At 64.7% G+C, this 24,372-nt stretch carries 28 protein-coding genes; 10 read left to right on the top strand and 18 right to left on the bottom strand.

The genetic code is table 11. From position 1 onward, the window contains the following. Window positions 1-5: 5 nt before the first annotated feature. On the bottom strand, window positions 6-1,484 hold the full coding sequence (locus ABIA45_RS34085) for a glycerol-3-phosphate dehydrogenase (protein WP_404654962.1): 1,479 nt from the start codon (window positions 1,482-1,484) through the stop codon (window positions 6-8). Between the two features lie 137 nt (window positions 1,485-1,621). Further along, on the bottom strand, window positions 1,622-4,306 hold the full coding sequence (locus tag ABIA45_RS34080) for an EAL domain-containing protein (RefSeq protein ID WP_404654960.1): 2,685 nt from the start codon (window positions 4,304-4,306) through the stop codon (window positions 1,622-1,624). A 202-nt stretch (window positions 4,307-4,508) separates the two neighbouring features. On the opposite strand from ABIA45_RS34080, the gene ABIA45_RS34075 reads away from it, so the two are divergent. Continuing rightward, the gene (locus ABIA45_RS34075; RefSeq protein ID WP_404546054.1) at window positions 4,509-5,633 is read left to right on the top strand and encodes an NAD(P)/FAD-dependent oxidoreductase; all 1,125 of its coding nucleotides are present in this window, start codon (window positions 4,509-4,511) and stop codon (window positions 5,631-5,633) included. A gap of 145 nt (window positions 5,634-5,778) precedes the next feature. Here the strand turns inward: ABIA45_RS34075 and ABIA45_RS34070 are convergent, their stop codons facing one another. Then, on the bottom strand, window positions 5,779-5,961 hold the full coding sequence (locus tag ABIA45_RS34070; RefSeq protein WP_008546178.1) for a YdcH family protein: 183 nt from the start codon (window positions 5,959-5,961) through the stop codon (window positions 5,779-5,781). A 329-nt stretch (window positions 5,962-6,290) separates the two neighbouring features. Between ABIA45_RS34070 and ABIA45_RS34065 the strand changes: the two genes are divergently transcribed. The 3 genes from ABIA45_RS34065 to ABIA45_RS34055 all read left to right on the top strand — a co-directional run bounded on the left by ABIA45_RS34065 (window position 6,291) and on the right by ABIA45_RS34055 (window position 7,121). Beyond that, window positions 6,291-6,497 (top strand): YdcH family protein, encoded by a 207-nt coding sequence (locus ABIA45_RS34065; RefSeq protein WP_008546179.1) that lies wholly within the window; start codon window positions 6,291-6,293, stop codon window positions 6,495-6,497. A 131-nt stretch (window positions 6,498-6,628) separates the two neighbouring features. After that, window positions 6,629-6,847 (top strand): hypothetical protein, encoded by a 219-nt coding sequence (locus ABIA45_RS34060; RefSeq protein ID WP_035998725.1) that lies wholly within the window; start codon window positions 6,629-6,631, stop codon window positions 6,845-6,847. Window positions 6,848-6,869: 22 nt separating this feature from the next. Then, window positions 6,870-7,121, top strand: a complete 252-nt coding sequence (locus ABIA45_RS34055; protein WP_404546052.1) for a hypothetical protein — start codon at window positions 6,870-6,872, stop codon at window positions 7,119-7,121. Between the two features lies 1 nt (window position 7,122). Here the strand turns inward: ABIA45_RS34055 and ABIA45_RS34050 are convergent, their stop codons facing one another. Next, the gene (locus tag ABIA45_RS34050) at window positions 7,123-7,779 is read right to left on the bottom strand and encodes a GGDEF domain-containing protein (RefSeq protein WP_404546453.1); all 657 of its coding nucleotides are present in this window, start codon (window positions 7,777-7,779) and stop codon (window positions 7,123-7,125) included. Between ABIA45_RS34050 and ABIA45_RS34045 the strand changes: the two genes are divergently transcribed. The 3 genes from ABIA45_RS34045 to ABIA45_RS34035 all read left to right on the top strand — a co-directional run bounded on the left by ABIA45_RS34045 (window position 7,736) and on the right by ABIA45_RS34035 (window position 9,564). After that, entirely contained in the window at window positions 7,736-7,879 is a 144-nt protein-coding gene (locus ABIA45_RS34045; RefSeq protein ID WP_404546467.1) for a hypothetical protein, read from the top strand. The two genes, ABIA45_RS34050 and ABIA45_RS34045, sit on opposite strands and share 44 nt — an antisense overlap. 93 nt (window positions 7,880-7,972) lie before the next feature. Next, a complete protein-coding gene (gene purE, locus ABIA45_RS34040; RefSeq protein WP_404546050.1) occupies window positions 7,973-8,461 on the top strand; it encodes a 5-(carboxyamino)imidazole ribonucleotide mutase in 489 nt (162 codons plus the stop codon). Continuing rightward, window positions 8,461-9,564, top strand: coding sequence for a 5-(carboxyamino)imidazole ribonucleotide synthase (locus tag ABIA45_RS34035; RefSeq protein ID WP_404546048.1), 1,104 nt, complete (start codon window positions 8,461-8,463; stop codon window positions 9,562-9,564). The genes purE and ABIA45_RS34035 overlap by 1 nt, the downstream gene beginning before the upstream one ends. Window positions 9,565-9,606: 42 nt before the next feature. Here ABIA45_RS34035 and aqpZ read toward each other — a convergent pair whose 3' ends face one another. Then, the gene (gene aqpZ, locus ABIA45_RS34030) at window positions 9,607-10,329 is read right to left on the bottom strand and encodes an aquaporin Z (RefSeq protein WP_404654958.1); all 723 of its coding nucleotides are present in this window, start codon (window positions 10,327-10,329) and stop codon (window positions 9,607-9,609) included. 260 nt (window positions 10,330-10,589) lie between these two features. Here aqpZ and rpsU point away from each other — a divergent pair, with 260 nt between their 5' ends. Next, entirely contained in the window at window positions 10,590-10,886 is a 297-nt protein-coding gene (rpsU, locus tag ABIA45_RS34025) for a 30S ribosomal protein S21 (RefSeq protein ID WP_008546194.1), read from the top strand. A 101-nt stretch (window positions 10,887-10,987) separates the two neighbouring features. Then, window positions 10,988-11,638, top strand: a complete 651-nt coding sequence (locus ABIA45_RS34020) for a tetratricopeptide repeat protein (RefSeq protein WP_157286896.1) — start codon at window positions 10,988-10,990, stop codon at window positions 11,636-11,638. 26 nt (window positions 11,639-11,664) lie between these two features. Here the strand turns inward: ABIA45_RS34020 and ABIA45_RS34015 are convergent, their stop codons facing one another. From ABIA45_RS34015 to ABIA45_RS33955, 13 genes are all read right to left on the bottom strand, one after another. Then, the gene (locus ABIA45_RS34015; RefSeq protein WP_404546045.1) at window positions 11,665-12,570 is read right to left on the bottom strand and encodes a hypothetical protein; all 906 of its coding nucleotides are present in this window, start codon (window positions 12,568-12,570) and stop codon (window positions 11,665-11,667) included. Window positions 12,571-12,664: 94 nt separating this feature from the next. Further along, on the bottom strand, window positions 12,665-12,949 hold the full coding sequence (locus tag ABIA45_RS34010) for a cupin domain-containing protein (RefSeq protein ID WP_128264157.1): 285 nt from the start codon (window positions 12,947-12,949) through the stop codon (window positions 12,665-12,667). Window positions 12,950-12,961: 12 nt separating this feature from the next. Beyond that, window positions 12,962-14,059, bottom strand: a complete 1,098-nt coding sequence (locus ABIA45_RS34005; RefSeq protein WP_404546043.1) for a calcium:proton antiporter — start codon at window positions 14,057-14,059, stop codon at window positions 12,962-12,964. Window positions 14,060-14,108: 49 nt separating this feature from the next. Continuing rightward, entirely contained in the window at window positions 14,109-15,443 is a 1,335-nt protein-coding gene (locus ABIA45_RS34000; RefSeq protein ID WP_404546451.1) for a sodium:proton antiporter, read from the bottom strand. A gap of 97 nt (window positions 15,444-15,540) precedes the next feature. Beyond that, the gene (locus ABIA45_RS33995; protein ID WP_404546449.1) at window positions 15,541-16,338 is read right to left on the bottom strand and encodes an alpha/beta hydrolase; all 798 of its coding nucleotides are present in this window, start codon (window positions 16,336-16,338) and stop codon (window positions 15,541-15,543) included. Between the two features lie 29 nt (window positions 16,339-16,367). Further along, window positions 16,368-16,502, bottom strand: coding sequence for a hypothetical protein (locus tag ABIA45_RS33990; protein WP_404546041.1), 135 nt, complete (start codon window positions 16,500-16,502; stop codon window positions 16,368-16,370). Window positions 16,503-16,555: 53 nt separating this feature from the next. Further along, window positions 16,556-17,953 (bottom strand): NAD(P)(+) transhydrogenase (Re/Si-specific) subunit beta, encoded by a 1,398-nt coding sequence (locus ABIA45_RS33985; protein WP_057028050.1) that lies wholly within the window; start codon window positions 17,951-17,953, stop codon window positions 16,556-16,558. Window positions 17,954-17,992: 39 nt separating this feature from the next. Beyond that, a complete protein-coding gene (locus ABIA45_RS33980; protein ID WP_035998681.1) occupies window positions 17,993-18,310 on the bottom strand; it encodes a proton-translocating transhydrogenase family protein in 318 nt (105 codons plus the stop codon). 11 nt (window positions 18,311-18,321) lie between these two features. Next, on the bottom strand, window positions 18,322-19,449 hold the full coding sequence (locus ABIA45_RS33975) for a Re/Si-specific NAD(P)(+) transhydrogenase subunit alpha (protein WP_157288160.1): 1,128 nt from the start codon (window positions 19,447-19,449) through the stop codon (window positions 18,322-18,324). Window positions 19,450-19,589: 140 nt separating this feature from the next. Beyond that, window positions 19,590-19,742: an aa3-type cytochrome c oxidase subunit IV gene (locus ABIA45_RS33970; protein ID WP_035998674.1), complete on the bottom strand. Its 153-nt coding sequence runs from the start codon at window positions 19,740-19,742 to the stop codon at window positions 19,590-19,592. Between the two features lie 97 nt (window positions 19,743-19,839). Beyond that, window positions 19,840-20,235, bottom strand: coding sequence for a type II toxin-antitoxin system death-on-curing family toxin (locus ABIA45_RS33965; RefSeq protein WP_404654955.1), 396 nt, complete (start codon window positions 20,233-20,235; stop codon window positions 19,840-19,842). Between the two features lie 12 nt (window positions 20,236-20,247). Continuing rightward, the gene (locus ABIA45_RS33960; RefSeq protein WP_035998672.1) at window positions 20,248-20,472 is read right to left on the bottom strand and encodes an AbrB family transcriptional regulator; all 225 of its coding nucleotides are present in this window, start codon (window positions 20,470-20,472) and stop codon (window positions 20,248-20,250) included. An 82-nt stretch (window positions 20,473-20,554) separates the two neighbouring features. Next, on the bottom strand, window positions 20,555-22,492 hold the full coding sequence (locus ABIA45_RS33955) for a M3 family oligoendopeptidase (protein WP_404654953.1): 1,938 nt from the start codon (window positions 22,490-22,492) through the stop codon (window positions 20,555-20,557). Between the two features lie 127 nt (window positions 22,493-22,619). Between ABIA45_RS33955 and ABIA45_RS33950 the strand changes: the two genes are divergently transcribed. After that, complete coding sequence (locus ABIA45_RS33950; RefSeq protein ID WP_271542981.1) at window positions 22,620-24,116, top strand: sigma-54 dependent transcriptional regulator; 1,497 nt, start codon at window positions 22,620-22,622, stop codon at window positions 24,114-24,116. The last annotated feature ends 256 nt before the right edge of the window (window positions 24,117-24,372 follow it).

Below are 24,372 nucleotides of genomic sequence, written 5' to 3'. Positions count from 1 at the left end.
TTAGCTCAACCGGTTCGGGGTGAATCGTTCACATCAGCCATGAACGCCGCCAGCGCCTCACGGTCCGCTGCAGGCATTGTCAGGCCCAGCTTGGAACGGCGCCATAGAACGTCATCCGGAAAACGCGCCCATTCGCAGGTCATGAGATATCGCACCTCCGCGCCGGTCAGTTCGGGACCGAAGGCTGGGCCAAGCTCTTCGCGCGTCCTTGCTTCGCCGAGCACGGCCGCCAATCGCGAGCCGTAGGCCGCGACCAGGCGCTGGGCTTCCGGCTCGGACAGAAAGCGCCAGCGCTCGCGTGCCAGGTCGACCTCGGTGTCGAAACGATCCCAGGCGAAATCTCCACCGGGTAGCGCTGCACCGGCGGTCCAGGGCGGCGACATCGGATAGAACGGCGTCAGCTTCGTCACCGCCCGCTCGGCGCGCCGACGCGCGGTGGTGAGGTCGCCGCCGAACATCGTGATCAGCGGTGCCTTGCGCCGGCGCGCGTGGAACAGGGTTGTGCCCTCGCGTTGCGGCGCGGACGCCGGCCTCAGATTGACGCCGCAGACCGCCCGGACCACGTCGGTCGGGGCGACGCGCTCGCGGAAGTAGCGGCTCGCCGCTTCGCAGAGATAGCCGACATCGGCCCCTCGCACCGCCACGATGGCGGGGTCGCCGGTGAAATCGTGCGTGACCGTGCCGATCAGCGTGAACGCGCGTTCAAACGGGCTTGCGAAGATCAGTCGGCCGTCGCTGTTCTGGAACACGTAGACATTGTCTGAATCGAACAGCCTGGGCACGATGATCTGGCTCATCTGCATGGCCGTCGCGGCGGGCTGCGGCTGGCGCAGGACCGTCTCCGCGACGATCGAGGTCCAGCCGCCACTGGTATTGGCCAGCGCCCTTGCTGTAACGGAGCGGCGGTGGCCGCGATCGACCACGGCGAGCCGCCAGATGTCGGTTCGGTCGGCACGCACGCAGCGCGCCCCGGTCCGGATCGTCGCACCGCGCTCGGCGGCGTCCAGCGCAGTGAGCACGACAAGGCGGGAATCGTCGACGATACAGTCCGAATATTCGAACGCCGTGCCGAACGGGCGTTTCAGCGCGTTGCCGACCGGGTGATGGGTGATGTCGAGGGTCGTCGATCCGGGCAGGCCGCTCCGGCCGGAGAGGACGTCATAAAGAAACAGGCCGGCCCGCAGCAGCCACGGTGGACGCTCGTCCACATGCGCGGGGATCACGAAACGCATCGGCCGCACCAGATGCGGCGCGATGGCGAGCCAGGTCCGGCGCTCGGCCAGTGCCCGGCGCACCCGCCAAAAGCCGCGGCGCTCCAGCACCGAGAGATCGCCGTGGATCAGCCGCGGTGTGGCCGACGACGCCGCGCCGCCGAGATCGCCCTGCTCGAACAGGATCACCCGCAGGCCGCGGCCCGCCGCATCGCGGGCGAGGCTGACGCCGTTCAGGCCGCCGCCGATGATCGCGAGGTCGTAGTCCGCCATGAAGCCGTCGAATGGGAGCGAAGCACTCCCATCACTAGAGCGATTTCCGTTCCGATGAAATCGGAACGGTGGCTCTAGATTCATATTCTGACGCGCTTTCTTGACGCGAGCCGATGTCCACTTCGCTCGAAAACGCTCTAACCGGTCTTCAGCGCAAGCTCCATGGCTTCGGCGCGGCCGATGAGCCCGGCATATTTGCCGATCGGCAAAGGCTTGCCGAGCAGATAGCCCTGTACCCCGTCACAGCCTTCCTTGGCGAGGAAGGCGAGCTGGTCGAGCGTCTCTACGCCCTCGGCGATGATCGACATTTCGAGGCCGTGGCCGAGGTCGATGACGGCGCGGACGATCGCCGCCGATTGCGGGTTGCGGCCGAGATTGATGATGAAGGCGCGGTCGATCTTGATCTTGTCGAACGGAAACGCCTGGAGATAGCTCAGCGAGGAATAGCCGCTGCCGAAATCGTCCATGGAGATGCGCACGCCGAGCGCCTTCAGGCGGCGCAGCAGCGCAAGGCCGCGATCGAAATCCTCGATCAGAACGCCTTCGGTGATCTCGAGCTCGAGCCGGCCGGGTGCAAGGCCCGTCTCGATCAGGATCGAATGGACGAGGCCGACGACATCGCCGTGCATGAACTGCGCCGGCGATAGATTGACCGCGACCTGCAGCGGCTTCGGCCAGGACGCCGCCTCGCGGCAGGCCTCGCGCAGGATCCACTCGCCCATCTCGACGATGAGGCCGCTCTCCTCGGCGATGGGAATGAATTCGGCCGGCGAAACCTGGCCGCGCACGGGATGCTGCCAGCGCGCCAGCGCCTCGAAGCCGATGATCTCGCTCTCGGCGACGCTGTGGCCCGCGGCCCCCTGCGGCTGGAAGGCGAGCGAGAGCTCGCCGTTCTTGACCGCCATGGAGAGGTCCTGGTGCAGCACGCGGCGGTCGCGGATCTGCTGGTCCATCTCGGGCTGGTAGAGGCTGATCGTGCCGCGCGACTTCTGCTTGGCGCGGAACAGCGCCGCGCCGGCATTGGCGAGCAGCGAGGCTCCATCGGTGCCATTGTGGGGGAAGACCGACATGCCCGTGGTGATGCCGGCGCGGACCGGCCGGCCGTCGATCTGAAAATCCTTCGCGACGGCTTCGCCGATCTGCCGCGCCAGCGCGAGGCCCGCCTCGGGCTGCTTGCCGTCGATGATCAGGCCGAACTCGTCCCCGGACAGGCGCGCCACCACGCCGCCGCGTGCGGAATCCTGGAGCCGATGGGCGACCTCGATCAGGAGCTTGTCGCCGAGCGCATGGCCGAAGACGTCGTTGACCTCCTTAAGGCCGTCGAGGTCGACGCAGAGCACCGCGAACTCCTCGCGGGTGCCCTCGCAAGCCTCGATCATCTGGGTCAGAGCCTGCAGGAAGGCGGCGCGATTCGGCAGATCGGTGAGGCCGTCGTGATAGGCCATGTGCGCCATGCGCGACTCGGTCTGCCGGCGGTCGGTGACGTCCTCGTGGGTCTTGATCAGATATTGCGGCTCGCCGGCGTCATTGAGCACGGTGGCGCGGCGGGTGAGGAACAGCCGCAGGCCGTTCTTGGTGGAGATCGGATGCTCCTCGGTGATCATCCCGCGCTTCCTGATCGCGGCCTCGTCGCGCGCGACGATCAGCTTGGCTTCCTTGGCGTTGAAGATGTCGGACGCGGTCAGGCCGGTGGCTTCCTCGCGCCTGCGGTTGAGGATCGTCTCCGCGCTGCGGTTGGCGAGCAGATAGCGGCCATCCTTGACCTGCTCCACGATCAACGCGACCGGGATGTTGTCGACCACGAGCTCGAGGAACTTCTTGGTGCTCTCCAGCTCCTGCGACAGCGAGCGGCGGTCGGTGATGTCCTCGAATAGGATGAGCAGAAATTCGGGCTTGTTGCTCTCGTTGCGGACCACGATCCGGATCGAGGCGACCATGCGCCGCGCGCCGGCACGATCCACCTCGAACTCATTGCGGTGCTGGCCATCCGGTGAATTGAGCGCCGCTTGGTCAGCGGCCTCGATGCTGGCCGCCGAGGCCGACGCAAACAGCTCCCGTGCATTCCTGCCGACGGCGAAGTCCCGCGACAATCCCCAGAACTTCTCATAGGCGCTGTTGGCGAAAATGTAGCAGCCGTCCTCGATGTTCTTGGCCGCCACGCAGGCCGGCACATGATCGAGCACCGATTCCAGGAACTGCTTGGTGGAGGCGAGCTGCCGCGACAGGTTGCGCTGCTCGGTGACGTCGAGGTGGGTCGCCACCGAGCCGCCGTTCGGCAACACGAAATACTTCACCAGGATGGCCCGTCCGTCCGGCAGTTCCGTGGTCAGGCCATTGGCGCTCGATGCCTTCTCGTAAAATTCGTCATCGGTGACGCCGAGCACTCCGCGCTCGCGGCGCAGCCTCAGGATGTCGCAACCGGTCATGTTGGGCCGGAGGTCGGATCGCGTCAGGCCATAGATCTCGAGATAGCGGTCATTGCAGAAGATGACGCGGCGCTGCGCATCCGTCATCACCACGCCCTGGTTGAGGTTGTTCATGGCGGAGGAGATGAAGGCGTTTCGACGCAGCTGCAAACGGCTGGACCGGCGCAGCGAGGAATGGATCCACAGCCCGATCGCGGCGAGGAACGAGCAGACCACGATGCCCGCGATGAGGGCTTCCCAGATCACGCCGGGATCAAGCCTGGTGAGATCGCCCGGAACGGCAAGTCTGTCCGATGCCGCAAAGGCGCGCGCAGGCGCGCCCGTAACGGCCAGGCATAGGAGGGCGTGCACAGCAATCGAAAGCGTGCTGCCCACGTGCCAGTTCTTCTCAGCCATCAGCCACCCGCGATTTCAACGTCGGATTGTCTGGCCTCGCGGGTTTGGATCGGGTAAACGCCTGTGGGCACAACAGAATAATGTGACATAAAATGCGGCAATTGCCCTGACATGATAAACGACTTCTTAACGGAAGCCCCGCCTGCGCCGCCGCATCCGGACCGTGCGCCACCGGTGCTTCCAACTGGTTTCCTGCACAACCATGGATAGGGTCGATTGCGTCGTCATCGGAGCCGGCGTGGTCGGGCTCGCGGTGGCCCGGAAGCTCGCCCAGGCCGGGCGCGAGGTGATCGTGCTCGAGGAAGCCGAGGCGATCGGCACCGTCACCTCCTCGCGCAACAGCGAGGTGATCCATGCCGGCATCTACTACCGGGCCGGGAGCTGGATGGCGCGCATGTGCGTGGCAGGCAAGCACGCGCTGTACCGCTACTGCGCCGAGCGCGGCATCCCGCACAAGAATTGCGGCAAGCTGATCGTCGCGACCAGCCCGAAGGAGACCGAGAAGCTCCAATCGATCAAGGCGCACGCCGAGGCCAACGGCGTGCTCGACATGCAGCTGCTCTCGGGCGAGGCCGCACGCGCGCTGGAGCCGGCGCTCGCCTGCGACGCCGCGCTGCTGTCACCGTCGACGGGCATCATCGACAGCCACGCCTACATGCTCTCGCTGCGCGGCGAAGCCGAGGACGCCGGCGCAGCTTTCGCGTTTCACACCCCGCTGATCCGTGCCAAGGCGGCGGCCGGCCTCATCGAGATCGATGCCGGCGGCGAGGCACCGATGACGCTGCAATGCAGCCTCCTCGTCAACGCCGCGGGGCTGTCGGCGACGCATGTGGCGCGCTGCATCGACGGCATGCCGCTGGACCGGATTCCGCCGGCCTATCTCGCCAAGGGAAACTACTTCAGCTGCAACGCCAGGGCGCCGTTCTCGCGCCTGATCTATCCGGTGCCAGAGCCCGGCGGCCTGGGCGTGCACCTGACGCTGGACATGGCAGGACAGGCGCGCTTCGGGCCTGACGTCGAATGGATCGAGACGATCGACTACGAGGTCGATCCGTCACGCGCCGAGCGCTTCTATCCCGCGATCCGCAAATACTGGCCGACGCTGCCTGACGGCGCGCTGATGCCGAGCTATTCGGGCATCCGCCCGAAGATCGTGCCTCCGGCCGTGGCCACGCAGGATTTCTTGATGCAGGGCCCGCGCGATCACGGCGTTGCAGGCCTGATCAATCTGTTCGGCATCGAATCGCCGGGACTGACGTCCTCGCTCGCGATCGCCGATCACGTCGCCGAACTCGCAGACATCGAGAGCGTTTCGAGAAGCGGATAAGTGTGCGCGTCGAGAACCACGGGTCCAAGCAAGAGTGAGCGCCGCACAACCGCGTGCACGGTACACACCTTGCAGCAGGGATGAGCACGAATGCTCTCATCCCTGCGTGAAGGACGTGATCAACTCTACACTGTCACGGGGGTTACTAGTGGAGCGTGTCGCCAGATTGCTTCAGACGCTCGATCTGGTCCTTGACCATCAACTTCCGGCGCTTCAACTCAACAATTTGCAGGTCGTCTGTTGAAAGGTGCACGAGAGCTTCGTGCAATTCGTTTTCGAGAAGTTTGTGCTTCCGTTCCAATTCAACGAGATGTGCCTGAATTGTCATTCGAAACCTCCTCGGTAGGGTTGAACCTTTAGGATTCGATCCGGACAACCAAGTCTACATCACCGATTCGTCCTGTCGATGGGTATCCGTCGTTGCAGCGTCATTTTTGAAAGTTCATATGTAACGAAGCGTGACTAAGGAACCACGCCGGAAAAATCCATGATATCAATACGCCGGCGCACCGCCGCGGCTCCCTGCAGAAATATGTTGCGGGAGATTGGCGACGGGGGATCGCAGATCGCTTGCGATCACGCGGCGCAAGGACGATAATTTCCACAGGGCATCCACAGCCCGGATCTCACGCCTATCGGTTTTCGGCCACCGCAGACATGACCAATGAAGATGAGCGTGAACTCGAAGCCGAGCTCACCCGGTTGCAGCAGGAACACCGAGATCTCGATGCGGCGATCGATGCGTTGCATCAATCGCCCGCCCCCGACCTGTTGCGGTTACAGCGCCTGAAGAAGCGCAAGCTGTTGTTGCGCGACCGTATCGCGTTCATCGAAGACCAGATCACCCCCGACATCATCGCCTGACCGTGAGCCGGTCTTGCGCGGCGCCCCGCCGCTTCCGAATCCGCTTGACTCAATAAGAACAAAATAGGAACATTCGCGGGCACCCCAACACCTCAGAGAACGCTCAAGGACAACACACGAGGACAACGCAGATGTCGGCAACCGCCCTTTTCGACAACAGCCATTACGAACAGGCCTGCGATCAGGCGATCGCGATGTGCGACGGCAATCTGCGCAGCACCATCAAGGCGCTGATCATGGCCAACGAATATCTGGAAGCCGAGCTGGAGGAATTGCAGGCGGCGATTTCCGCCGGCTGCATTCCGGAGATCTCGCGCAGCAAGATGCGGAGCAAGAGCAGCGCCGCATAATCTTCAACCTTGGAGCAACGCCATGTCGGATGTGACCTATTACGTTGCAATGCCCTTCTTGATCGATGACGACGGATCACCCGTCGCAGGCGCTGCAGAGGAGTGCCAGTCCTCGACGGCGGCGCTGCGACGCGCCGAGATGCTGGCGCGCGGCGCCGGCCATATCGGCGCAATCGCATTCAGCCGCAGCGGCGATCCCATGACGGGCGAATTTGGCGGCGCGACGCTGCTGCGCAAGTTCGGCAACGTGCCGGAAGATCTTGCCTCCCTGTAGACTAGCGCTCGCTGCCGACCAGCTTGATCCGCGGCTCGTGCCGGCGGCTCGCCTTGCGCACATACATGGCGGCATCCGCCTCCTCCAGGGCGCGGCCTGCAGCGGATTGCGGACCGAGCAGCGCGACGCCGGCCGAGGCGCCCGCGGTCACGTGCTGGCCGCGAAAAACGAATGACAATTCGTCGATCGCCTGCTCCAAGGCCGCGGCCTTCGCCTTGGCATCGGTCTCGCTGAGATTCCAGAGCAGCAGCGCGAACTCGTCGCCGCCAAGGCGGCCGATCACGTCGGAGGCGCGGACCTGTCGCGTCAACGTGGCGACGATCGCCTTGAGCACCTCATCGCCGGCGGCATGACCGAAGGAATCGTTGATCGGCTTCAACCGATCGACGTCGAGCACGATCAGCGCCCCGCTGGCGCGGTAACGCTTCATATAGGCGATGGCGCGCGCGAGCTCGCGCTCGAAACCGCGCCGGTTGGGAATCCCGAGCAGGAAATCGGTGTCGGCGGCCGCCTCGAGCTCCGAGATCCGCAGCAGGGCCGCCTTGAGCTTGCTCCTGAGGCCGCGGATGATCGCCTTGTCGTCATCGGCAGCCGGCGCTCTGCGCAAGGCCGGTTTGGCCGCGCGGCTCGAAACGGCTTTGGATCGGGCGGCGCTGATGTTCCGGCCCTTTCTGGCCTTCGCAGGGCTCGCCCTTTTCGGTTTCTTCATGGGCATCCTGCTCAATGAAGGCTTGCGGGGATTCACCAAGACAGGATAGTGGATTCCCTTCTCCTTGCCACCGCCTTGCGAGCCGCCGGCCGGAATCATTAATCTGGCCTATCTCTCTGTTTTTCTGGGCACAATTGACGTCATGACCGCGCCGATCGCCATCATCATGGGAAGCCAGTCGGACTGGGAAACGATGCGGCACGCCGCCGACACGCTTGACGCGCTCGGCATTGTTGCCGACAGCCGCATCGTCTCGGCCCACCGCACGCCCGACCGGCTGTTCGCATTCGCCAAGGGTGCCAAGGCCGCAGGTTACAAGATTATCATCGCCGGCGCCGGTGGCGCGGCCCATCTGCCCGGCATGGCGGCGGCGCTGACGGAACTCCCGGTGTTTGGCGTTCCCGTCGAATCCAAGACGCTCAAGGGCGTCGATTCGCTCTATTCAATCGTCCAGATGCCCGCGGGCATTCCGGTCGGCACCCTCGCCATCGGCAAGGCCGGCGCGATCAATGCTGCGCTGCTGGCAGCCGCCGTGCTGGCATTGTCCGACCCGGCCCTGTCGGATCGCCTCGCCGCCTGGCGCAAGGCCCAGACCGAGGCGGTCGCCGAGCGGCCGGAGGACAAGGCGTGATGGGCACCAGGCACGTGAAGCTGAAGCCCGGTGACACCATCGGAATCCTCGGCGGCGGACAATTGGGCCGGATGCTTGCCATGGCCGCGGCGCGACTCGGCCTGCGCTGCCAGGTGTTCTCGCCCGATCCCGATTCACCGGCCTTCGACGTCGTGCTGAACGCGACCTGCGCCGAATATGCCGACGTCGAGGCGCTCGAATTGTTCGCACATGATGTCGACGTCATCACCTACGAATTCGAGAACGTGCCGGCGGCAGCCGCGCTGGTATTGGACGCGCGCCGCCCGGTGCTGCCCAACCGCAAGATCCTCGAGACGACCCAGGACCGGCTCGCCGAGAAGGATTTCGTGACGAAGCTCGGGATCGGCACTGCCGCCTACGCCGACGTCACCTCCGTCTCCTCGCTGCGCGAGGCGATCGCCAGGATCGGCCTTCCAGCGGTGCTGAAAACCCGCCGCTTCGGCTATGACGGCAAGGGCCAGGCCATCATCCGCGAGGGCGACGACATCGCGAAGGTGTGGACCAGCCTCGCCACCAAATCGGCGATCCTGGAGGCCTTCGTGCCCTACGAGCGCGAGATCTCCGTGATCGCCGCGCGCGCGGCCACGGGCGAGGTCGAGTGCTTCGACGTCACCGAGAACGAGCACCGCGACCACATCCTGAAGATATCGCGTGCGCCCGCGCCGATCCCTGACGCGCTCGCCGAGGAGGCGCGCAGCATCGCGAGCAAGATCGCGAGCGCGCTCGACTATGTCGGCGTGCTCGCCGTCGAAATGTTCGTGCTGAACAACGGCACCGGACCCAAGGTGCTGGTGAACGAGATCGCGCCACGCGTGCACAATTCCGGGCACTGGACGCTCGACGGCGCCTCCGTCTCGCAGTTCGAGCAGCACATCCGCGCCATCGCCGGCTGGCCGCTCGGCAAGCCGGTGCGCCACGGCGACGTCGTCACCATGACCAATCTGATCGGCGACGAGATCAACGATTACGAAAAGTGGCTGAGCGTGCCGGGCGCGACCGTGCACATCTACGGCAAGGGCGCGCCGCGCCCCGGCCGCAAGATGGGCCACGTGACCGAAGTCAGGCCGCCCCGGGACAAGTGACGGGATCGCAGCAAAGGCTGCAATCCCGCCGGGTGCTTGTGACTACGCCGTCTTCACGCCCGCAACGACACCCGTGGGCTCCTCGCTGAGCCAGCGATAGATCACTCCGCCGAGCGCGCCGCCGATCAGCGGCGCGACCCAGAACAGCCAGAGCTGCGCCAGCGCCCAGCCGCCGACGAACAGTGCCGGGCCGGTGCTGCGTGCTGGGTTCACCGATGTGTTGGTGACGGGAATGCTGACGAGGTGGATCATCACGAGCGCGAAGCCGATCGCCAGCGGCGCGAAACCCGCCGGCGCGCGGCCATGGGTCGCCCCCATGATGATGAACAGGAACATCATGGTCATCACCACCTCGGTGAGGAAGCACACGATCATGCTGTACTGGCCGGGCGAATGCGCGTCATAGCCGTTGGAGGCAAAGCCCTTGCCGACGTCGAAGCCGGGCGCTCCGCTCGCAATGACATAGAGCAGCGAGGCGGCAATGATCGCGCCCGCCACCTGAGCGACGATGTAAGGCAGAACCTGCCCCACCGGAAAACGGCCACCGGCGGCAAGGCCGACCGTGACGGCCGGGTTGAGATGACAGCCGGAGATATGGCCGATCGCGTAGGCCATAGTGACGACGCTCAATCCAAAGGCCAGGGACACGCCGACCAGCCCGATCCCGACCTGCGGGAAGCCGGCGGCGATCACCGCGCTTCCGCAGCCCGCGAATGTGAGCCAGAAGGTGCCGATGGCTTCGGCAGCATATTTTTTGACGTCCATTGTGGTCCCCTCATTGCAAAGATTCCGGAACAAAGCTCCGGTGCGGCCCCGTCCTCGGCGCCAAATCGCCCAAATCGCGGCCGCATGAAGGTATTTTCGCCGCATTTAATGGCCGAACTTGGCCCAAAAACCCGCTTGGCCGGTGGACATCTGCGGTTTTGTCTGATACATCCGCGCGCTCAAGGTTAAGGGCTTGCGCGTTTCGCCATCCCCTTTGACTTACCAGAATTCAAATCCGATCCACCTGAAGAGGATGCCGCGTGCAGGTTCTCGTTCGCGATAACAATGTTGATCAAGCCCTCAAGGCGCTGAAGAAGAAGATGCAGCGCGAGGGAATTTTCCGCGAGATGAAGCTCCGCGGTCATTACGAGAAGCCCTCCGAGAAGAAGGCCCGCGAAAAGGCCGAAGCCGTGCGCCGCGCGCGCAAGCTGGCCCGCAAGAAGCTGCAGCGCGAAGGCCTGCTGCCGATGAAGCCGAAGCCGGTGTTCGGCGCCGGTCCGGGCGGTGATCGCGGCGGTCGTGGCGGCCCCGGCGCAGGTCCGCGCGGACCGCGCTGAGCCGATTCAGCAAGACTCTAGTTTTCGATGACGCGGGCCCCAGGCCCGCGTTATTGTTTTGAGGACTTGTCGGATCAAGCTCTAGCGCGAGCCAACCGTAGATGGCCTCTCCTTTCTCCCAGCGCGGCCTTCCGCGACGGCGCCGGATCTGGCAGCCGCCGCTCGCGGCGGCCCTGACGGGGATCGTGCTGGGCGGCTGCTCGTTCGATCTGGGCTCGCTGATGCCGGAGAAGGACAAGCCGCAGGAGGCCCCCAAGGCCGCCGCGCCGGCCGAGAGCGCCGTCAGCGCCGGCAACGTCACCGAAGCCCAGGCCCATACCGCGAAGGCCCAGTCCCTGGCGAAGTCAGGCGAGACCGCGGCAGCGCTCGACGAGTTCAATCGCGCGATCGGCCTCGATCCCTACAATGCGCAGGCGCTCTATGGCCGCGCCCTGATCTACCAAGGCAACAACCAGCACGACTTCGCGATCGCCGATTTCAGCGCCGCCAGCGGACTCAACCCGCAAAAGGCCGAGCCGCTGCTGGGCCGCGCCAACAGCTATCTCGCGCTCGGCAAGGTCAAGGAGGCCGCAGCCGATCTCGATGAAGCCTCCGAGGCCGATCCGAACAATGCCCAGGTCTGGACCGCGCGCGGTCAGGTCTATGAGCGCCTGGGCGACAAAGCCAAGGCGGCGGCGTCCTACACCAAGGCGGTCGCGCTTCGTCCACGCGACGAACCCGCCCGCAGTGGTCTCGCCCGCGTCGGCGGCTGACGGTTTGGCGCAGGCTGAGCGGAGTTCTAGTCGGGCGTGGCGCTCTTGGGCAGAACGGCGTTGAACATCGACTTCATGCCCGACAGCATCTCGTCGGCGACATTGGTCTTCTTCGGCCGCGGCAGGGCGGCGCCCGCATCGGCACGCAGGTCGAGCGGCGGTGCGATGACCGGCACGGGAATGTCGGCCGGCGGCGTCACCCGATTCGGATCATCGTTGCCGATCGAGGCCGTGTAGGGCGGATTGGAGCCCCCATTGCCATAGGCCTCGGGTGAGGGCGTCGAGACATTGATCGGCGGCGGCAGCGGACGGACTGGAGACGGCTCCACATTCACGACCCGCGGGGCCTCCGGCGTGCGGGCGGCGTCCCGCACCGCAGGCTCAGCCGGCTTGGTCTCCGACGCGCGAGCCTCGGACGGCTTGGTCTCGGACGCTCTGGCCTCGGCAGCCTTGCCCTCGGGCGACTTGCGCAGACGCTCGATCGCAGCACGCGCCAGATCGTTGGCATCGGGGGCCGGGGAAGCCGCCGTCGGGGCCGAATTGGCCTCAACCACGGGAGCAGAGGCAGCCGGTGCGGATTTCGCCGCGGCCTTGTCGCGGGCAGAGGGACGGCCGCGCGGGCCGGTCTCAGCGGGAGCCACGTCTGCGGCCTTGGTCTCGGCGGCCGGCGGATGATCGACCGGCTTCTCGACCGCCGCCTTGTCCGTCACGCTCTTCTCGGGGATGCCCTTGGCCTTGACGCCGGGAGCGGGAAGGTTGGCGGTATCGGTGGGCTTGCCGTCGCTGCCGGTCTGGGCAGGCGCGGTTACGGCGGCTGGGGTGTCGGCGGCGGGCTTGGCGTTGATGTAATGATTGACGATGTAGGCCCCGATGATCGTCGCGAGCACCGAGGGGAAAATATCCATCGAAATTTTTGCGAGGTATTTCAGCATTCCGACCACACTCCCCGCGCGACCTGATGCGGGAACTTTAGGGCATTGTGAGGGATCAACTGCGACGGATCGATGGCAAACAGGGGGCGCGACCCTAGCGTTTCAGCTCAATTTCAAGGAACACGATCTCAGTTGAGGTTTCGTTAAGTACGTCATGCTGGACGCCGGCCTTGCGAAAATAGGATTTCCCGGCGGCAAGCTGAGCCTTGGACCTTTCGCCATTGGGCGCGACGATGGTCATCTCGCCGGCGGCGACCGGAACGATCACATAGTCCATGCCATGGGTGTGATGACCGGTGGCGCTGCCGGGGGCAAGCCGCCATTCCGTCACCCGGACCTCTTCGTTGTCGACCTGAACCTCGGACTGGGCGGCAAGCACTGGGAGCTCCTTCTAGGGTACGAAAACCATGAAGACGTAGACGGCAAATACCACCATATGCACCAGGCCGAACAGGACATTGGTCCTGCCCGTGCCGAAGGTCAGCATGCTCAGGAAGAAGGTCAGCAGCAGGAGCACGCTGCCCTGGGCGCCGAGGCCGAGCTCGAGCTCCTTGTCGAGCGCGTAAGTGGCGACGCCGACGGCAGGAATGGTCAGGCCGATGGTCGCGAGCGACGATCCCAGAGCGAGGTTGATGCTCTTCTGGAGGTCGTTCTGGCGGGCCGCCGAGACGGCCGCGACGCCTTCCGGCATCAGGATCAGAAGCGCGACCAGAAGCCCGGCAAAGGCCGGCGGCGCGCCGATCTTGGCCGCGACGGCGTCGACCACCAGCGAGAACTTCTTGGAGAGCAGCACGACCGCTAGCAGCGCGATCAGCAGCAGCACGACGCTGAGCACCAGCATCCTGCCCGACAGATGCACCTCGCCGCTGCCGCCGTACGCCCGCTCGTGGACGAAGTAATCCTTGTGCAGGACCGTCTGGGTGTAGAGAAACACCGCATAGAGCGCCAGCGTGACCACGTCGACGAAGCCGAGCTGGACCGCCGAATAGACCGGCCCCGGCGTGGTGGTGGTGTAGTTCGGCAGGATCAGCGTGATGGTCGCGAGCGCGAACAGGACGCTGAGATAGACGTTGGCGCCGGAGAGCTGAAAACCCTGCTCGCGATAGCGCAGGCCGCCGATGAAGATGCAGAGCCCGACGAGGCCGTTGCAGACGATCATGACCACGGCGAACACGGTGTCGCGGGCCAGTGCCGGGGCGGGCTTTTCGCCCAGCATGATCGTGGTGATCAGCGCGACCTCGATGATGGTCACCGAGAGCGTCAGCACCAGCGTGCCATAGGGTTCGCCGACCCGCTCCGCGATCACCTCGGCATGATGAACCGCCGCGAACACCGTGCCGAACAGGATGACCAGAAGGACGACGGTGAAGAGAAGACCGCCAAACGACAGCGTGAAGACGTAATCCGTGGCGCTGACGGCTGCGAACAACAGCAGGGACAGCGCCGGAAAGACCCAGGCCGACCGGGGCATCGGATCATGCGCGCTCATCCATCGGCTCCAACTACGAAAGCGAGCAATAGCAAATCGGCCGGCAGATTCAATGCCAGTGCAGGATCGGTGCGACCGGCAGGAACGTCAGCAACAGGAACAGCGGGATCAGCACGGCGCCGGCGCGCAGGAGATAACCGAAGAAGCTCGGCATCGCGATGCCGTTCTCGCGGGCGATGCTGCTCACCATGAAGTTCGGCGCGTTGCCGATATAGGTGAGCGCTCCCATGTAGACCGCTCCCATGGAGATCGAGGCGAGCGTGCCCGAGAGCTGATGCATCAGCACCTGCGGATTGCCGCCAGCGAGCTCGAAGAACAGCAGATAGGTCGGCGCATTGTCGAGGAACGCGGACATCAGGCCGGTGAACCAGAAATAGACGACCTCGCGCGGTGCGCCATCCGGCGCCGTCACCGCCGACAGCAGCCAGGCGAACGCGCCGTGATGGCCGGCATTCAGCATGGCAATGACCGGGATGATGGCGACGAAGATGCCCGCGAACAGTTTTGCGACCTCGCGGATCGGCTCCCAGGTGAAGCCGTTGGCCTGCCTGTGCTCGTCGGGCGTCAGCCACACCGACAGCGCCGCGATGGCCAGCAGCGCCAGGTTGCGCGCGACGTCCTCCAGCTCCAGCTTGGTGCCGAAAATGTCGAAAGCGATGTCGGGCCTCCACATCGCCGAGGCGAGAAGGCTGGCGACAACGGCTGCGATCAGCACCAGATTGACGAGGCCGCGGATGCGCAACGGCTCTCCCCGGCCTGTGACGGCGGGCGGCGGCTCACTGCGAAAGCGCCAGACGTCGACGACGGCGAAGATCGCGAGCAGCAGGACGGCGACGAGTGCGGTCTGCAACCAGATGGTCCGCGTGGTCCAGAAGAAGTCAACGCCATGCAGGAAGCCGACGAACAGCGGGGGATCGCCGAGCGGGCTCAGCGCGCCGCCGACATTGGCCACCAGGATGATAAAGAAGATGACGACATGGGTGTTGTGGCGCCGCTGCCGGTTGGCGCGGATCAAGGGGCGGATCAGGATCATCGCGGCACCCGTGGTGCCGACGATGCTCGCCCCCAGCGTGCCGAGCGCGAGGATGCCGACATTCGCCGCCGGCGTGCCCTTGATGTCGCCCGTGATGAGGATGCCGCCGGCCACGACATAGAGCGCGAACAGCAGCACGATGAAGCCGAGATATTCGGCGAGCATGGCATGGACCAGCGCCGCCAGTGTCGCCATGCCGCCGGCGAAGACCACGAGCGCGGCGAGCGCCAGCAGCGACCAGGCAGCGGTGATCTTGCCGTAATGGTGATGCCAGATCTTCGGCAACAGCAGCGGCCCCATTGCAATCGACAGCAACAAGCCGGCAAAGGGCAGCGCATAGGGCCAGCGCATCGCCGCACCATCGAGGCCGGTCGCGGCAAGCGCATTCTGCGGCAGAAGCGTCAAACAGGAGACGGCGAGCGCAGGGATGTAACGTTGAGCCAAGCCGTCAGCCGCCAATGAAGCCTCTCGCGGTTTCGATCGCGCCATATTGATCGAGATCGTCGTGCCCGCCGCCCTCCATGCGAACGAACCGCTTGGGCTCGCGGGCGAGTGCGAACAGACGCTCTCCGAAGACGATCGAAATGACATGGTCATTGGTGCCATGCATGACGAGCAGCGGCACCGTGACGCGCGACATGCGCTGGTCCGAATGGAAGGGGTCACGCATCAGAAGGCGGACCGGAACGAACCAGAACGATGCCCCCGCAATGTCGGCCGTCGAGGTATAGGGCGCCTCCAGGATGAGTTTTCCAACGCGATGCTCCGAGGCGAGCGCGACTGCGACGCCCGTCCCGAGCGAAAAGCCCCAGGCGACGATTCGTTCCGCCGCATAACGCGCGGTGGTGAACGCGTAGGCGGCGGCAGCGTCGCGCAGCAGGCCCTGCTCGCTCGGCACCCCGCTCGAGCCGCCATAGCCGCGATAGGACAACGCAACGAGGCCGGTGCCGTCGGCGGTCATCGCCTTGAAACGGCCGACGCGGCCGGCGAGAAAATCGCCATTGCCGTGGAAGTAGAGGATCACGGAACGACCGGGCTTGGCCGGCACGTGCCAGACGATGACCTGCTCGCCATCAGACGTGGTCAGGACATGCTCTTGTGCCTCGGGAAGGCCCGCAGCATCGGGTGCGGTGCGGCCAACGGGCGGGATCGGAAACAGCATCTCGCGCTGGCGGACGTACAGCACGACGAGACCGACGAGATAGACGGTCACGAGCAGGATGGCGATCCACTTGACGATTGTCATCATTTGCGCGGCCGGCCCCTCGGTTGAGACTAGGGCTTGCGACGGCTCCACAGCAATTTCATGACGTCGGGCCGCAGGCTCGCCGGAACGTCGCGGCAGCCGCACGCCGCCTTGTGGGCAGCGTGCCAGGCGATGCGCTGCTCGCGCGTCGCTTTGGGCGGCATGCGATGGGACTGGTGCCATTCCTAATTGATGGCCACGGTCCGCGCGCCTGGCGCTACATCGCCTTGACGATGTTCTCGGTGACCTTCTTGGCGTCGCCGAGCAGCATCATGGTATTGTCGCGGTAGAACAGCGGATTGTCGATGCCAGCATAGCCAGAGGCCAGCGAGCGCTTGATGAACATCACCGTGCCGGCCTTCCAGACCTGGAGCACCGGCATGCCGTAGATCGGCGAAGTCTTGTCCTCTTCGGCCGCCGGGTTGGTGACGTCGTTGGCGCCGATCACGAAAGCGATGTCGGCCTGCGCGAATTCGCTGTTGATGTCCTCGAGCTCGAACACCTCGTCATAGGGCACGTTGGCTTCGGCCAGCAGCACGTTCATGTGGCCGGGCATGCGGCCGGCGACCGGGTGAATGGCGTATTTCACCTCGACGCCTTCCTTCTTTAGCATGTCCGCCATCTCGCGCAGCGCGTGCTGCGCCTGCGCCACCGCCATGCCGTAGCCGGGCACGATGATGACCTTGGAGGCGTTCTTCATGATGAAGGCGGCATCGTCCGCCGAGCCGAGCTTGGCGGGCTTCTGCTCGCCCGTGGCGCCGCCGGCCGCCGCGGTCTCGCCGCCGAAGCCGCCGAGGATGACCGAGATGAAGGACCGGTTCATCGCGTGGCACATGATGTAGGACAGGATCGCGCCGCTCGATCCGACCAGCGCGCCGGTGATGATCAGCGCGGAATTGCCGAGCGTGAAGCCGATGCCGGCGGCCGCCCAGCCGGAATAGGAGTTCAGCATCGAGATCACGACCGGCATGTCGGCGCCGCCGATCGGGATGATCATGAGCACGCCGAGCGCCAGCGCGATGATGGTGATCATCCAGAAGTCGAACGCGCCGCCGGTGAGGACGAGACGGACGATGAAGAACACCAGCGCCACGGCGAGCGCGATGTTGATGATGTGACGGGCGGGCAGGATAATCGGCGCGCCGCTCATGCGCGCGGACAGCTTCAGGAACGCGATCACCGAGCCGGTGAAGGTCAGCGCGCCGATGGCGACGCCGAGCGACATTTCGACCAGACTTGATGCATGAATGGCGCCAGGCTTGCCGATGTCGAATGCCTCCGGCGCGTAGAACGCGCCGGCGGCGACCAGCACGGCGGCCATGCCGACCAGCGAGTGGAAGGCGGCGACCAGTTCCGGCATCGAGGTCATCGGCACGCGACGGGCGATCACCGCGCCGATGCCGCCGCCGATCGCGACCGCGAGGATCACGAGGACCCAGGCCACGCCATCGGCCGGCGGATGGCTCGCCAGCGTGGTGGCGACCGCGATCGCCATGCCGATCATGCCGAACAGATTGCCCTGGCGCGAGGTTGCCGGGCTCGACAGCCCGCGCAGCGACAGGATGAACAGCACCCCCGCCACGAGATACAAGAATGCAGAGAGATTGGCGCTCATCTCAGGTCCCCATTGATCCCTTCAGCCCGAGGTGGCCGCTTACTTCGACTTCTTCTTGTACATCGCCAGCATGCGCTGGGTGACAAGGAAGCCGCCGAAGATGTTCACGCAGGCGAAGACGAGCGCGACGAAGCCGAAGCCGCGCGCCCAGCCCGAGCCGCTCGAAACCATGCCGACGCCGACGGCGAGCAGCGCGCCGACCACGATCACCGAGGAGATCGCGTTGGTCACGCTCATCAGCGGCGTGTGCAGCGCGGGCGTCACCGACCACACCACGAAATAACCGACGAAGACGGCGAGAACGAAGATCGACAGCCGGAAGATGAAGGGGTCGACGACCTGTGCAGCGTGCTCCATGGCGGCTCTCCTTAAACCTTCGGCTGGAAGTTCGGGTGGATCACGGCGCCGTCCTTCGTCAGCGCGGTGGCCTTGACGAGCTCGTCGTCCCAGTTCACGGCGAGCTTCTTCTCCTTCTTGTCGACCATGGTCTCGATGAAGGAGAACAGATTGCGGGCATAGAGGCTGGAGGCCGAGGCTGCGACGCGGCCGGCGACGTTGGTGTAGCCGACGATCTTGATGCCATCGACATCGACGACCTCGCCCGGCTTCGCACCCTCGACATTGCCGCCGCGCTCGACGGCGAGGTCGACGAGCACCGAGCCGGGCTTCATCGACTTGACCATGTCGGCACTGACAAGCTTCGGCGCCGGGCGGCCCGGAATCAGCGCAGTGGTGATGACGATGTCCTGCTTCTTGATGTGCTCGGCGGTGAGCGCGGCCTGCTTGGCCTGGTATTCTTTCGACATTTCCTTGGCGTAGCCGCCGGCGGTCTGCGCGTTCTTGAACTCCTCGTCCTCGACGGCGAGGAATTTCGCGCCGAGGGATTCCACCTGCTCCTTGGTGGCGGGCCGCACGTCGGTCGCGGTCACGACGGCGCCGAGACGGCGCGCGGTCGCGATCGCCTGGAGGCCGGCGACGCCGACGCCCATCACGAACACCTTTGCGGCAGGCACGGTGCCGGCTGCGGTCATCATCATCGGAAAGGCGCGGCCGAAGGCTTCGGCGCCCTCGATCACGGCGCGGTAGCCGGCGAGGTTGGCCTGCGAGGACAGCACGTCCATCACCTGCGCTCGGGTGATGCGCGGCATCAATTCCATCGCGAAGGCGGCGATGCCCGCATCGGCCATCGTCTTCAGCGCGGCATCGTTGCCGTAGGGGTCCATGATCGCGATGACGAGGGTGCCGCGCTTGTACTGCGCCAGCTCGGACGCCTCGGGGCGCTTCACCTTGATGATGATGTCGGCGTCCTTGAGCGCGTCAGCGCTGACGGTGGCGCCGGCCGCGGTGAATTCGGAATCCGGAAGCCCCGATTTGATGCCGGCACCCGGCTCGACGGCGATCTCGGCGCCCAACGCCTTGAACTTCTTCACCGTATCAGGCGAAGCGGCGACCCGCGGCTCCGACGGATCTATTTCTTTGGCAACGGCGATCTTCATAGGCCCTCCGGCGACGCGGACAAAAACGCGCACGCGAACTTAGCGTTACTCCCGCAACGTTTGGATACCGGTTTTGAAACCGGCTTGTATGCAAATTTAATGAGCAGCCGCCGGCGTTGGCGGATGCAGCCGACGATGGATCAGGTCAGAAAGACCGCCATCAGGATCACGATGAGCGCGACCGAGACCGTGCCGTACTTCACCAGCTTGATGAAGCCCTCATAGGTCTGCTCGTGGGCAACGTAGTCGTTGCCGTCGGCGGTGGTGTACGCCACTTCGCTATGGTCAGCCATGGAATGTCCCCAGTCGAACGTCGAATTCTCGGGCTGGGATACCTGAAAGATTTAGACAGGGCAACGGCACCGAGGCGGGGTTTTCCCGCAAATCGGGTCATTTGGAATTCCAATTGTCCCGGATCCAGCGCGCGAGGCTCTCCTCGCTGACTTCGCCGGCAGCGAGAGAGAGGATGATCGCTGTCGCTTCTGCGGGATCGGGGCTGAAAGCTACGCCGTTCTTGCGAAGAAAAGCCATCATGGTCATGAAGGCGATGCGCTTGTTTCCGTCGACGAATGCATGATTTTTCGCGAGGTCGAATGCATAGGCTGCAGCGAGTTCGTCCAACGGCGCCTGTCCATAGCGCCATTTGTTGATCGGGCGCTCCAGCGCCGAGCGCAGCATGCCTTCGTCGCGCAATCGCGGCGCACCGCCGAAGCGCCGGAGCTGTCGACCATGAATTGCGACAGCCTGCTCGTAGGTGACCCAGAGCGGCTCCTGAGGATCGCTCATGCGCATCGCCAGCTATTTTGCGAGCGCAGCGAGCGTGTCGCGATACTTATCCATGATCTCGTCGGCGATCTCCATCGTCCGCTCGAAATCGGGGTCGTAGGGCAGCAGCTGAAAACCACCACCAGGCAATTCCACCACATGCAATTGCTGGCCGCGCTTGAGATCGAGGCGCTGCATCAGCTCGCGTGGCAACAGCAAACCATCCGAATTGCCGATCTTCTTGATCTCAATTTTCATGGCTGACCTCCGGCGCGTTATACACTTGTATAACACAACCAACAGAGTCGGTTCAACGGATGTTTTACGGATGGCGAATGCGTCAGCCCATCGCCTCCAGCTCGTCGATCATCCCGGCGATGACGCTGAGCCCGCCGTCCCAGAACTTTGGGTCCTTCGCATCTAATCCGAATGGCCGCAGCAGCTCGGAATAGTGCTTGGTACCGCCGGCGGCGAGCATGTCGAGATAGCGCTCGGCGAAACCCTCGGCCGCGTTCTCGTAGACGGCATAGAGCGAGTTCACGAGACAGTCGCCGAACGCGTAGGCGTAGACGTAGAACGGCGAATGGATGAAGTGCGGGATGTACATCCAGTAGTTCTCGTAACCCGCCTTGATCTCGATCGCCGGCCCGAGGCTCTCGCCCTGCACCGACAGCCAGATCTCGCCGAGCCGCGTCGCGGTGAGCTCGCCGTTCTTGCGCTCGGTGTGGACCGCGCGCTCGAAGGAGTAGAACGCGATCTGCCGCACCACGGTGTTGATCATGTCCTCGACCTTGCCGGCGAGCAGCGCCTGGCGCTGCTTCGCGCTCTTGGTCTGGGCCAGCAGCCGCTTGAAGGTGAGCATTTCGCCGAACACGCTCGCGGTCTCCGCCAGCGTCAACGGCGTCGGCGCCATCAGCGCGCCGTTCTTTGCCGCGAGCACCTGATGGACGCCATGGCCGAGCTCGTGCGCGAGCGTCATCACGTCGCGCGGCTTGCCCTGGTAGTTCATGAGCACGTAAGGGTGCGCCGACGGCGTGGTCGGATGCGAGAACGCACCGGGCGCCTTGCCCGGCCGCACCGGCGCGTCGATCCAGCGGTCGGTGAAGAAGCGCTCGGCGATATCGGCCATTTTAGGCGAGAAGCCGCGATAGGCCGTCAGCACCATGCTGCGCGCCTCCGGCCAGGCGATGACATCGGTCGCCGCAAAAGGCAGCGGCGCGTTGCGGTCCCAATAGGCCAGCCGCTTCTTGCCGAACCATTTCGCCTTCAGCGCATAATAGCGATGCGACAGCTTCGGATAGGCTGCGCGAACCGAGGCGACCAGCGCGTCGACGACCTCCCGCTCGACGCGGTTGTTCAGATGGCGAGAATCGGCCACGTCCTTGAAGCCGCGCCAGCGGTCGGAGATGTCCTTGTCCTTGGCGAGCGTGTTGGTGATCAGCGCAAAGGTCCGCTCATTGGCCTTGAAGGTCTTCGCCAGTGCCTCCGCCGCGCTCTTGCGCTTGGCGCCGTCGCGATCCTGCAGCAGATTCAGCGTCGGCTCGATCGCGAGCTCCTTGGCGCCGACCTTGAAACGGAGGCCGGAGATGGTCTGATCGAACAGCCGGTTGAAGGCTGAATAGCCGGTCTGCGCCTTCTCCAGGAAAAGCTGCTCCAGCTTGTCATCGAGCTGGTACGGCTTCTCCTTGCGCAGATCCTCGATCCAGGGACGGTAGTGCGCGAGCTCGGCGGCCTGCATCGCGCGATTCAAAATATCGTCATCGATCCGGTTGAGTTCGAGCGCGAAGAACAACAGATGCGTGGACGCCGCCGTCAGCCGCTCGGACACGTCGCCGTAAAACTTTGAAATCGCAGGGTCCACACTGTCGCCGGCATGGACGAGCCCGGCATAGGAGCCGAGACGGCCGGCGAGATCGTCGATCGCCTCATAGCGTCGCACCGCCTCGGCGAGCCACTTTCCGCCATCTTCGTTTGCTGTCCCTGTCGCCAGCTTGCCCCTGTAGTCCGTCTCGAAGGCGATGCAGTTGGCATCCAGCTTTTCGAGATCGCGCGCCACCTCCGGCGCCGCGATCCCGGAATAGAGGTCGGCCAGGTTCCACTCCGGAAGCTTGCCGGTCTTGCTCGCAGCTTTGGAGGGTGCAGCTTTGGAGGGTCTTGCCTTGGCGGCGGATTTTTTGGTGCTTGGCTTGCGGGGAGCGGGCTTGCCGGGAGCAGACTTCTTGAGAGCGGTCTTGTTCAAGGCAGACTTGTTCAAGGCGGACTTGGAGCGCGAATTCATTGTGTGGGAAACCTGTGTTCAACAATCGCGGCGGCAGGCGGGGACATCAAGGTTTAAGCGTGCGTTAATCGGCTTCGGCCAGAGTGCCCCGATTCGAGACAGATAGTAGTAGCGTGCGGGGAACACCATGGCTGCCAGTATTTTGATCGCCGACGACGACGCTGTAGCCCGCCGGCTGGTCGAGAACATGGTGCAGAAATGCGGCTATGAGACGGTCGTCGTGGACTCCGGTGACGCCGCAATTGCCGCCCTCACTGCCCCCGACGGACCAACCATCGACGCCGTCATCCTCGATCTCGTGATGCCCGGCCTCGACGGCATGGGCGTATTGGCGAAGATCCGCGAAGCGGGGCTGAGCGTCCCCGTCATCGTGCAGACCGCCCATGGCGGCATCGACAACGTGATCTCCGCGATGCGCGCGGGCGCGGCCGATTTCGTCGTCAAGCCGGTCGGCGTCGAGCGGCTCCAGGTCTCGCTTCGCAACGCGCTCAACACGTCCGCGCTCAAGGGCGAATTGCAGCGCATCCGTCACAGCCGCGAAGGACGGCTCACCTTCTCCGACATCATCACCCGCTCCGAAGCGATGACGGGCGTGATGCGCGCCGCCCAGAAGGCGGCAAACTCCGCGATCCCCGTGCTGATCGAGGGCGAGTCCGGCGTCGGCAAGGAGATGTTCGCGCGCGCCATCCATGGCAGCGGCGAGCGCAAGGCCAAGCCGTTCGTTGCGGTCAATTGCGGCGCAATTCCCGACAACCTCGTCGAGTCCATCCTGTTCGGCCATGAGAGGGGCGCCTTCACCGGCGCCACCGAGCGGCACACCGGCAAGTTCGTCGAGGCTCATGGCGGCACGCTGTTTCTGGACGAGGTCAGCGAGCTGCCGCTGACGGCGCAGGTGAAGCTGCTGCGCGCGCTCCAGGAAGGCGCCGTGGAATCGGTCGGCGGCCGCAAGCCGGTCAAGGTCGATGTCCGCATCATCTCGGCCACCAATCGCAAGCTGCTGGAGCGGGTCAAGCAGGGACATTTCCGGGAAGACCTGTTCTACCGGCTGCACGTGCTGCCACTGACGATCCCCTCGCTCCGCGCGCGGCGTGAGGACATCCCGCACCTGCTCAGGCATTTCATCACGCGCTTTGCCGCCGAGGAGAACCGCCCGATCACGGGGATCAGCGGCGAGGTGGTGGCCCATCTTGCCCAGCTCGACTGGCCCGGCAACATCCGCCAGCTCGAGAACGCGGTCTATCGCGCCGTGGTGATGAGCGATGGGGACCAGCTCGGTCTCGGCGACTTCCCCCTGCTGGCCTCGCAGGCGCATCCCGTCACGGATATTCCGACCGCTCCGCTGTTGCTCGAGCCGGCGGCGACGCCCTCCCTGGTGTCGGGTAATGAAATACCAATCGCCCCGCTCCCCGCGGTGGGAACGCTGTCCATGCTCACTGCGACCGGGGATGTCCGCCCGCTGGAGGCCATGGAGAACGAGATCATCCGTTTCGCCATCTCGCATTATCGCGGCCAGATGTCCGAAGTGGCTCGCCGACTCAAAATCGGCCGCTCGACGCTCTACCGCAAACTCGACGAGGCCGGGGTTCCCGGGCATGGCGGCAAAAGCGGCGAGGAGACGCATTGAGCCCAGTGCGAACGAAGCTTCGCGCGGCGGTGCGAGATCGCTCTAAGCCGTTCGCGTCACGACGGAATTCATCTGCGATTTGAACCGTGACTTGGAAGTGACAGACAGAGGGAAAAGCGCGTGGCAGAAGCGTACAATCCGTTGCCAAGAGGCTCCCTTGAAGTCAGTTTGTCGTGAGTTGTCCCGGGTAGCGCTGGCCGCAAAATCGGGGCCTGTATATCGTCTGCGTCAGAATCGTTGCGTGCAGGCGTGCAAC

Source organism: Bradyrhizobium sp. USDA 336 (genome assembly GCF_044908355.1).
Classification (GTDB): Bacteria; Pseudomonadota; Alphaproteobacteria; order Rhizobiales; family Xanthobacteraceae; genus Bradyrhizobium; species Bradyrhizobium yuanmingense.
Note: the sequence above shows the minus strand (reverse complement) of the source record. Positions and strands in the feature narration are given on the sequence as shown.

Coding starts and splice junctions, on each gene's coding strand:
- ABIA45_RS34080 (WP_404654960.1), bottom strand. CDS start 4,306: ATGGCTGAGAAGAACTGGCACGTGGGCAGCACGCTTTCGATTGCTGTG.
- ABIA45_RS33960 (WP_035998672.1), bottom strand. CDS start 20,472: ATGAAAATTGAGATCAAGAAGATCGGCAATTCGGATGGTTTGCTGTTG.
- ABIA45_RS34000 (WP_404546451.1), bottom strand. CDS start 15,443: ATGCGCTGGCCCTATGCGCTGCCCTTTGCCGGCTTGTTGCTGTCGATT.
- ABIA45_RS34055 (WP_404546052.1), top strand. CDS start 6,870: ATGTCGGATGTGACCTATTACGTTGCAATGCCCTTCTTGATCGATGAC.
- ABIA45_RS33955 (WP_404654953.1), bottom strand. CDS start 22,492: ATGAATTCGCGCTCCAAGTCCGCCTTGAACAAGTCTGCCTTGAACAAG.
- ABIA45_RS34020 (WP_157286896.1), top strand. CDS start 10,988: ATGGCCTCTCCTTTCTCCCAGCGCGGCCTTCCGCGACGGCGCCGGATC.
- purE (WP_404546050.1), top strand. CDS start 7,973: ATGACCGCGCCGATCGCCATCATCATGGGAAGCCAGTCGGACTGGGAA.
- ABIA45_RS33995 (WP_404546449.1), bottom strand. CDS start 16,338: ATGACAATCGTCAAGTGGATCGCCATCCTGCTCGTGACCGTCTATCTC.
- ABIA45_RS34035 (WP_404546048.1), top strand. CDS start 8,461: ATGGGCACCAGGCACGTGAAGCTGAAGCCCGGTGACACCATCGGAATC.
- ABIA45_RS33990 (WP_404546041.1), bottom strand. CDS start 16,502: ATGCCGCCCAAAGCGACGCGCGAGCAGCGCATCGCCTGGCACGCTGCC.
- ABIA45_RS33980 (WP_035998681.1), bottom strand. CDS start 18,310: ATGGAGCACGCTGCACAGGTCGTCGACCCCTTCATCTTCCGGCTGTCG.
- ABIA45_RS33970 (WP_035998674.1), bottom strand. CDS start 19,742: ATGGCTGACCATAGCGAAGTGGCGTACACCACCGCCGACGGCAACGAC.
- ABIA45_RS34075 (WP_404546054.1), top strand. CDS start 4,509: ATGGATAGGGTCGATTGCGTCGTCATCGGAGCCGGCGTGGTCGGGCTC.
- ABIA45_RS34065 (WP_008546179.1), top strand. CDS start 6,291: ATGACCAATGAAGATGAGCGTGAACTCGAAGCCGAGCTCACCCGGTTG.
- ABIA45_RS34085 (WP_404654962.1), bottom strand. CDS start 1,484: ATGGCGGACTACGACCTCGCGATCATCGGCGGCGGCCTGAACGGCGTC.
- ABIA45_RS33985 (WP_057028050.1), bottom strand. CDS start 17,953: ATGAGCGCCAATCTCTCTGCATTCTTGTATCTCGTGGCGGGGGTGCTG.
- ABIA45_RS34060 (WP_035998725.1), top strand. CDS start 6,629: ATGTCGGCAACCGCCCTTTTCGACAACAGCCATTACGAACAGGCCTGC.
- ABIA45_RS34015 (WP_404546045.1), bottom strand. CDS start 12,570: ATGCTGAAATACCTCGCAAAAATTTCGATGGATATTTTCCCCTCGGTG.
- ABIA45_RS34005 (WP_404546043.1), bottom strand. CDS start 14,059: ATGAGCGCGCATGATCCGATGCCCCGGTCGGCCTGGGTCTTTCCGGCG.
- aqpZ (WP_404654958.1), bottom strand. CDS start 10,329: ATGGACGTCAAAAAATATGCTGCCGAAGCCATCGGCACCTTCTGGCTC.
- ABIA45_RS33975 (WP_157288160.1), bottom strand. CDS start 19,449: ATGAAGATCGCCGTTGCCAAAGAAATAGATCCGTCGGAGCCGCGGGTC.
- ABIA45_RS33950 (WP_271542981.1), top strand. CDS start 22,620: ATGGCTGCCAGTATTTTGATCGCCGACGACGACGCTGTAGCCCGCCGG.
- ABIA45_RS33965 (WP_404654955.1), bottom strand. CDS start 20,235: ATGAGCGATCCTCAGGAGCCGCTCTGGGTCACCTACGAGCAGGCTGTC.
- ABIA45_RS34070 (WP_008546178.1), bottom strand. CDS start 5,961: ATGACAATTCAGGCACATCTCGTTGAATTGGAACGGAAGCACAAACTT.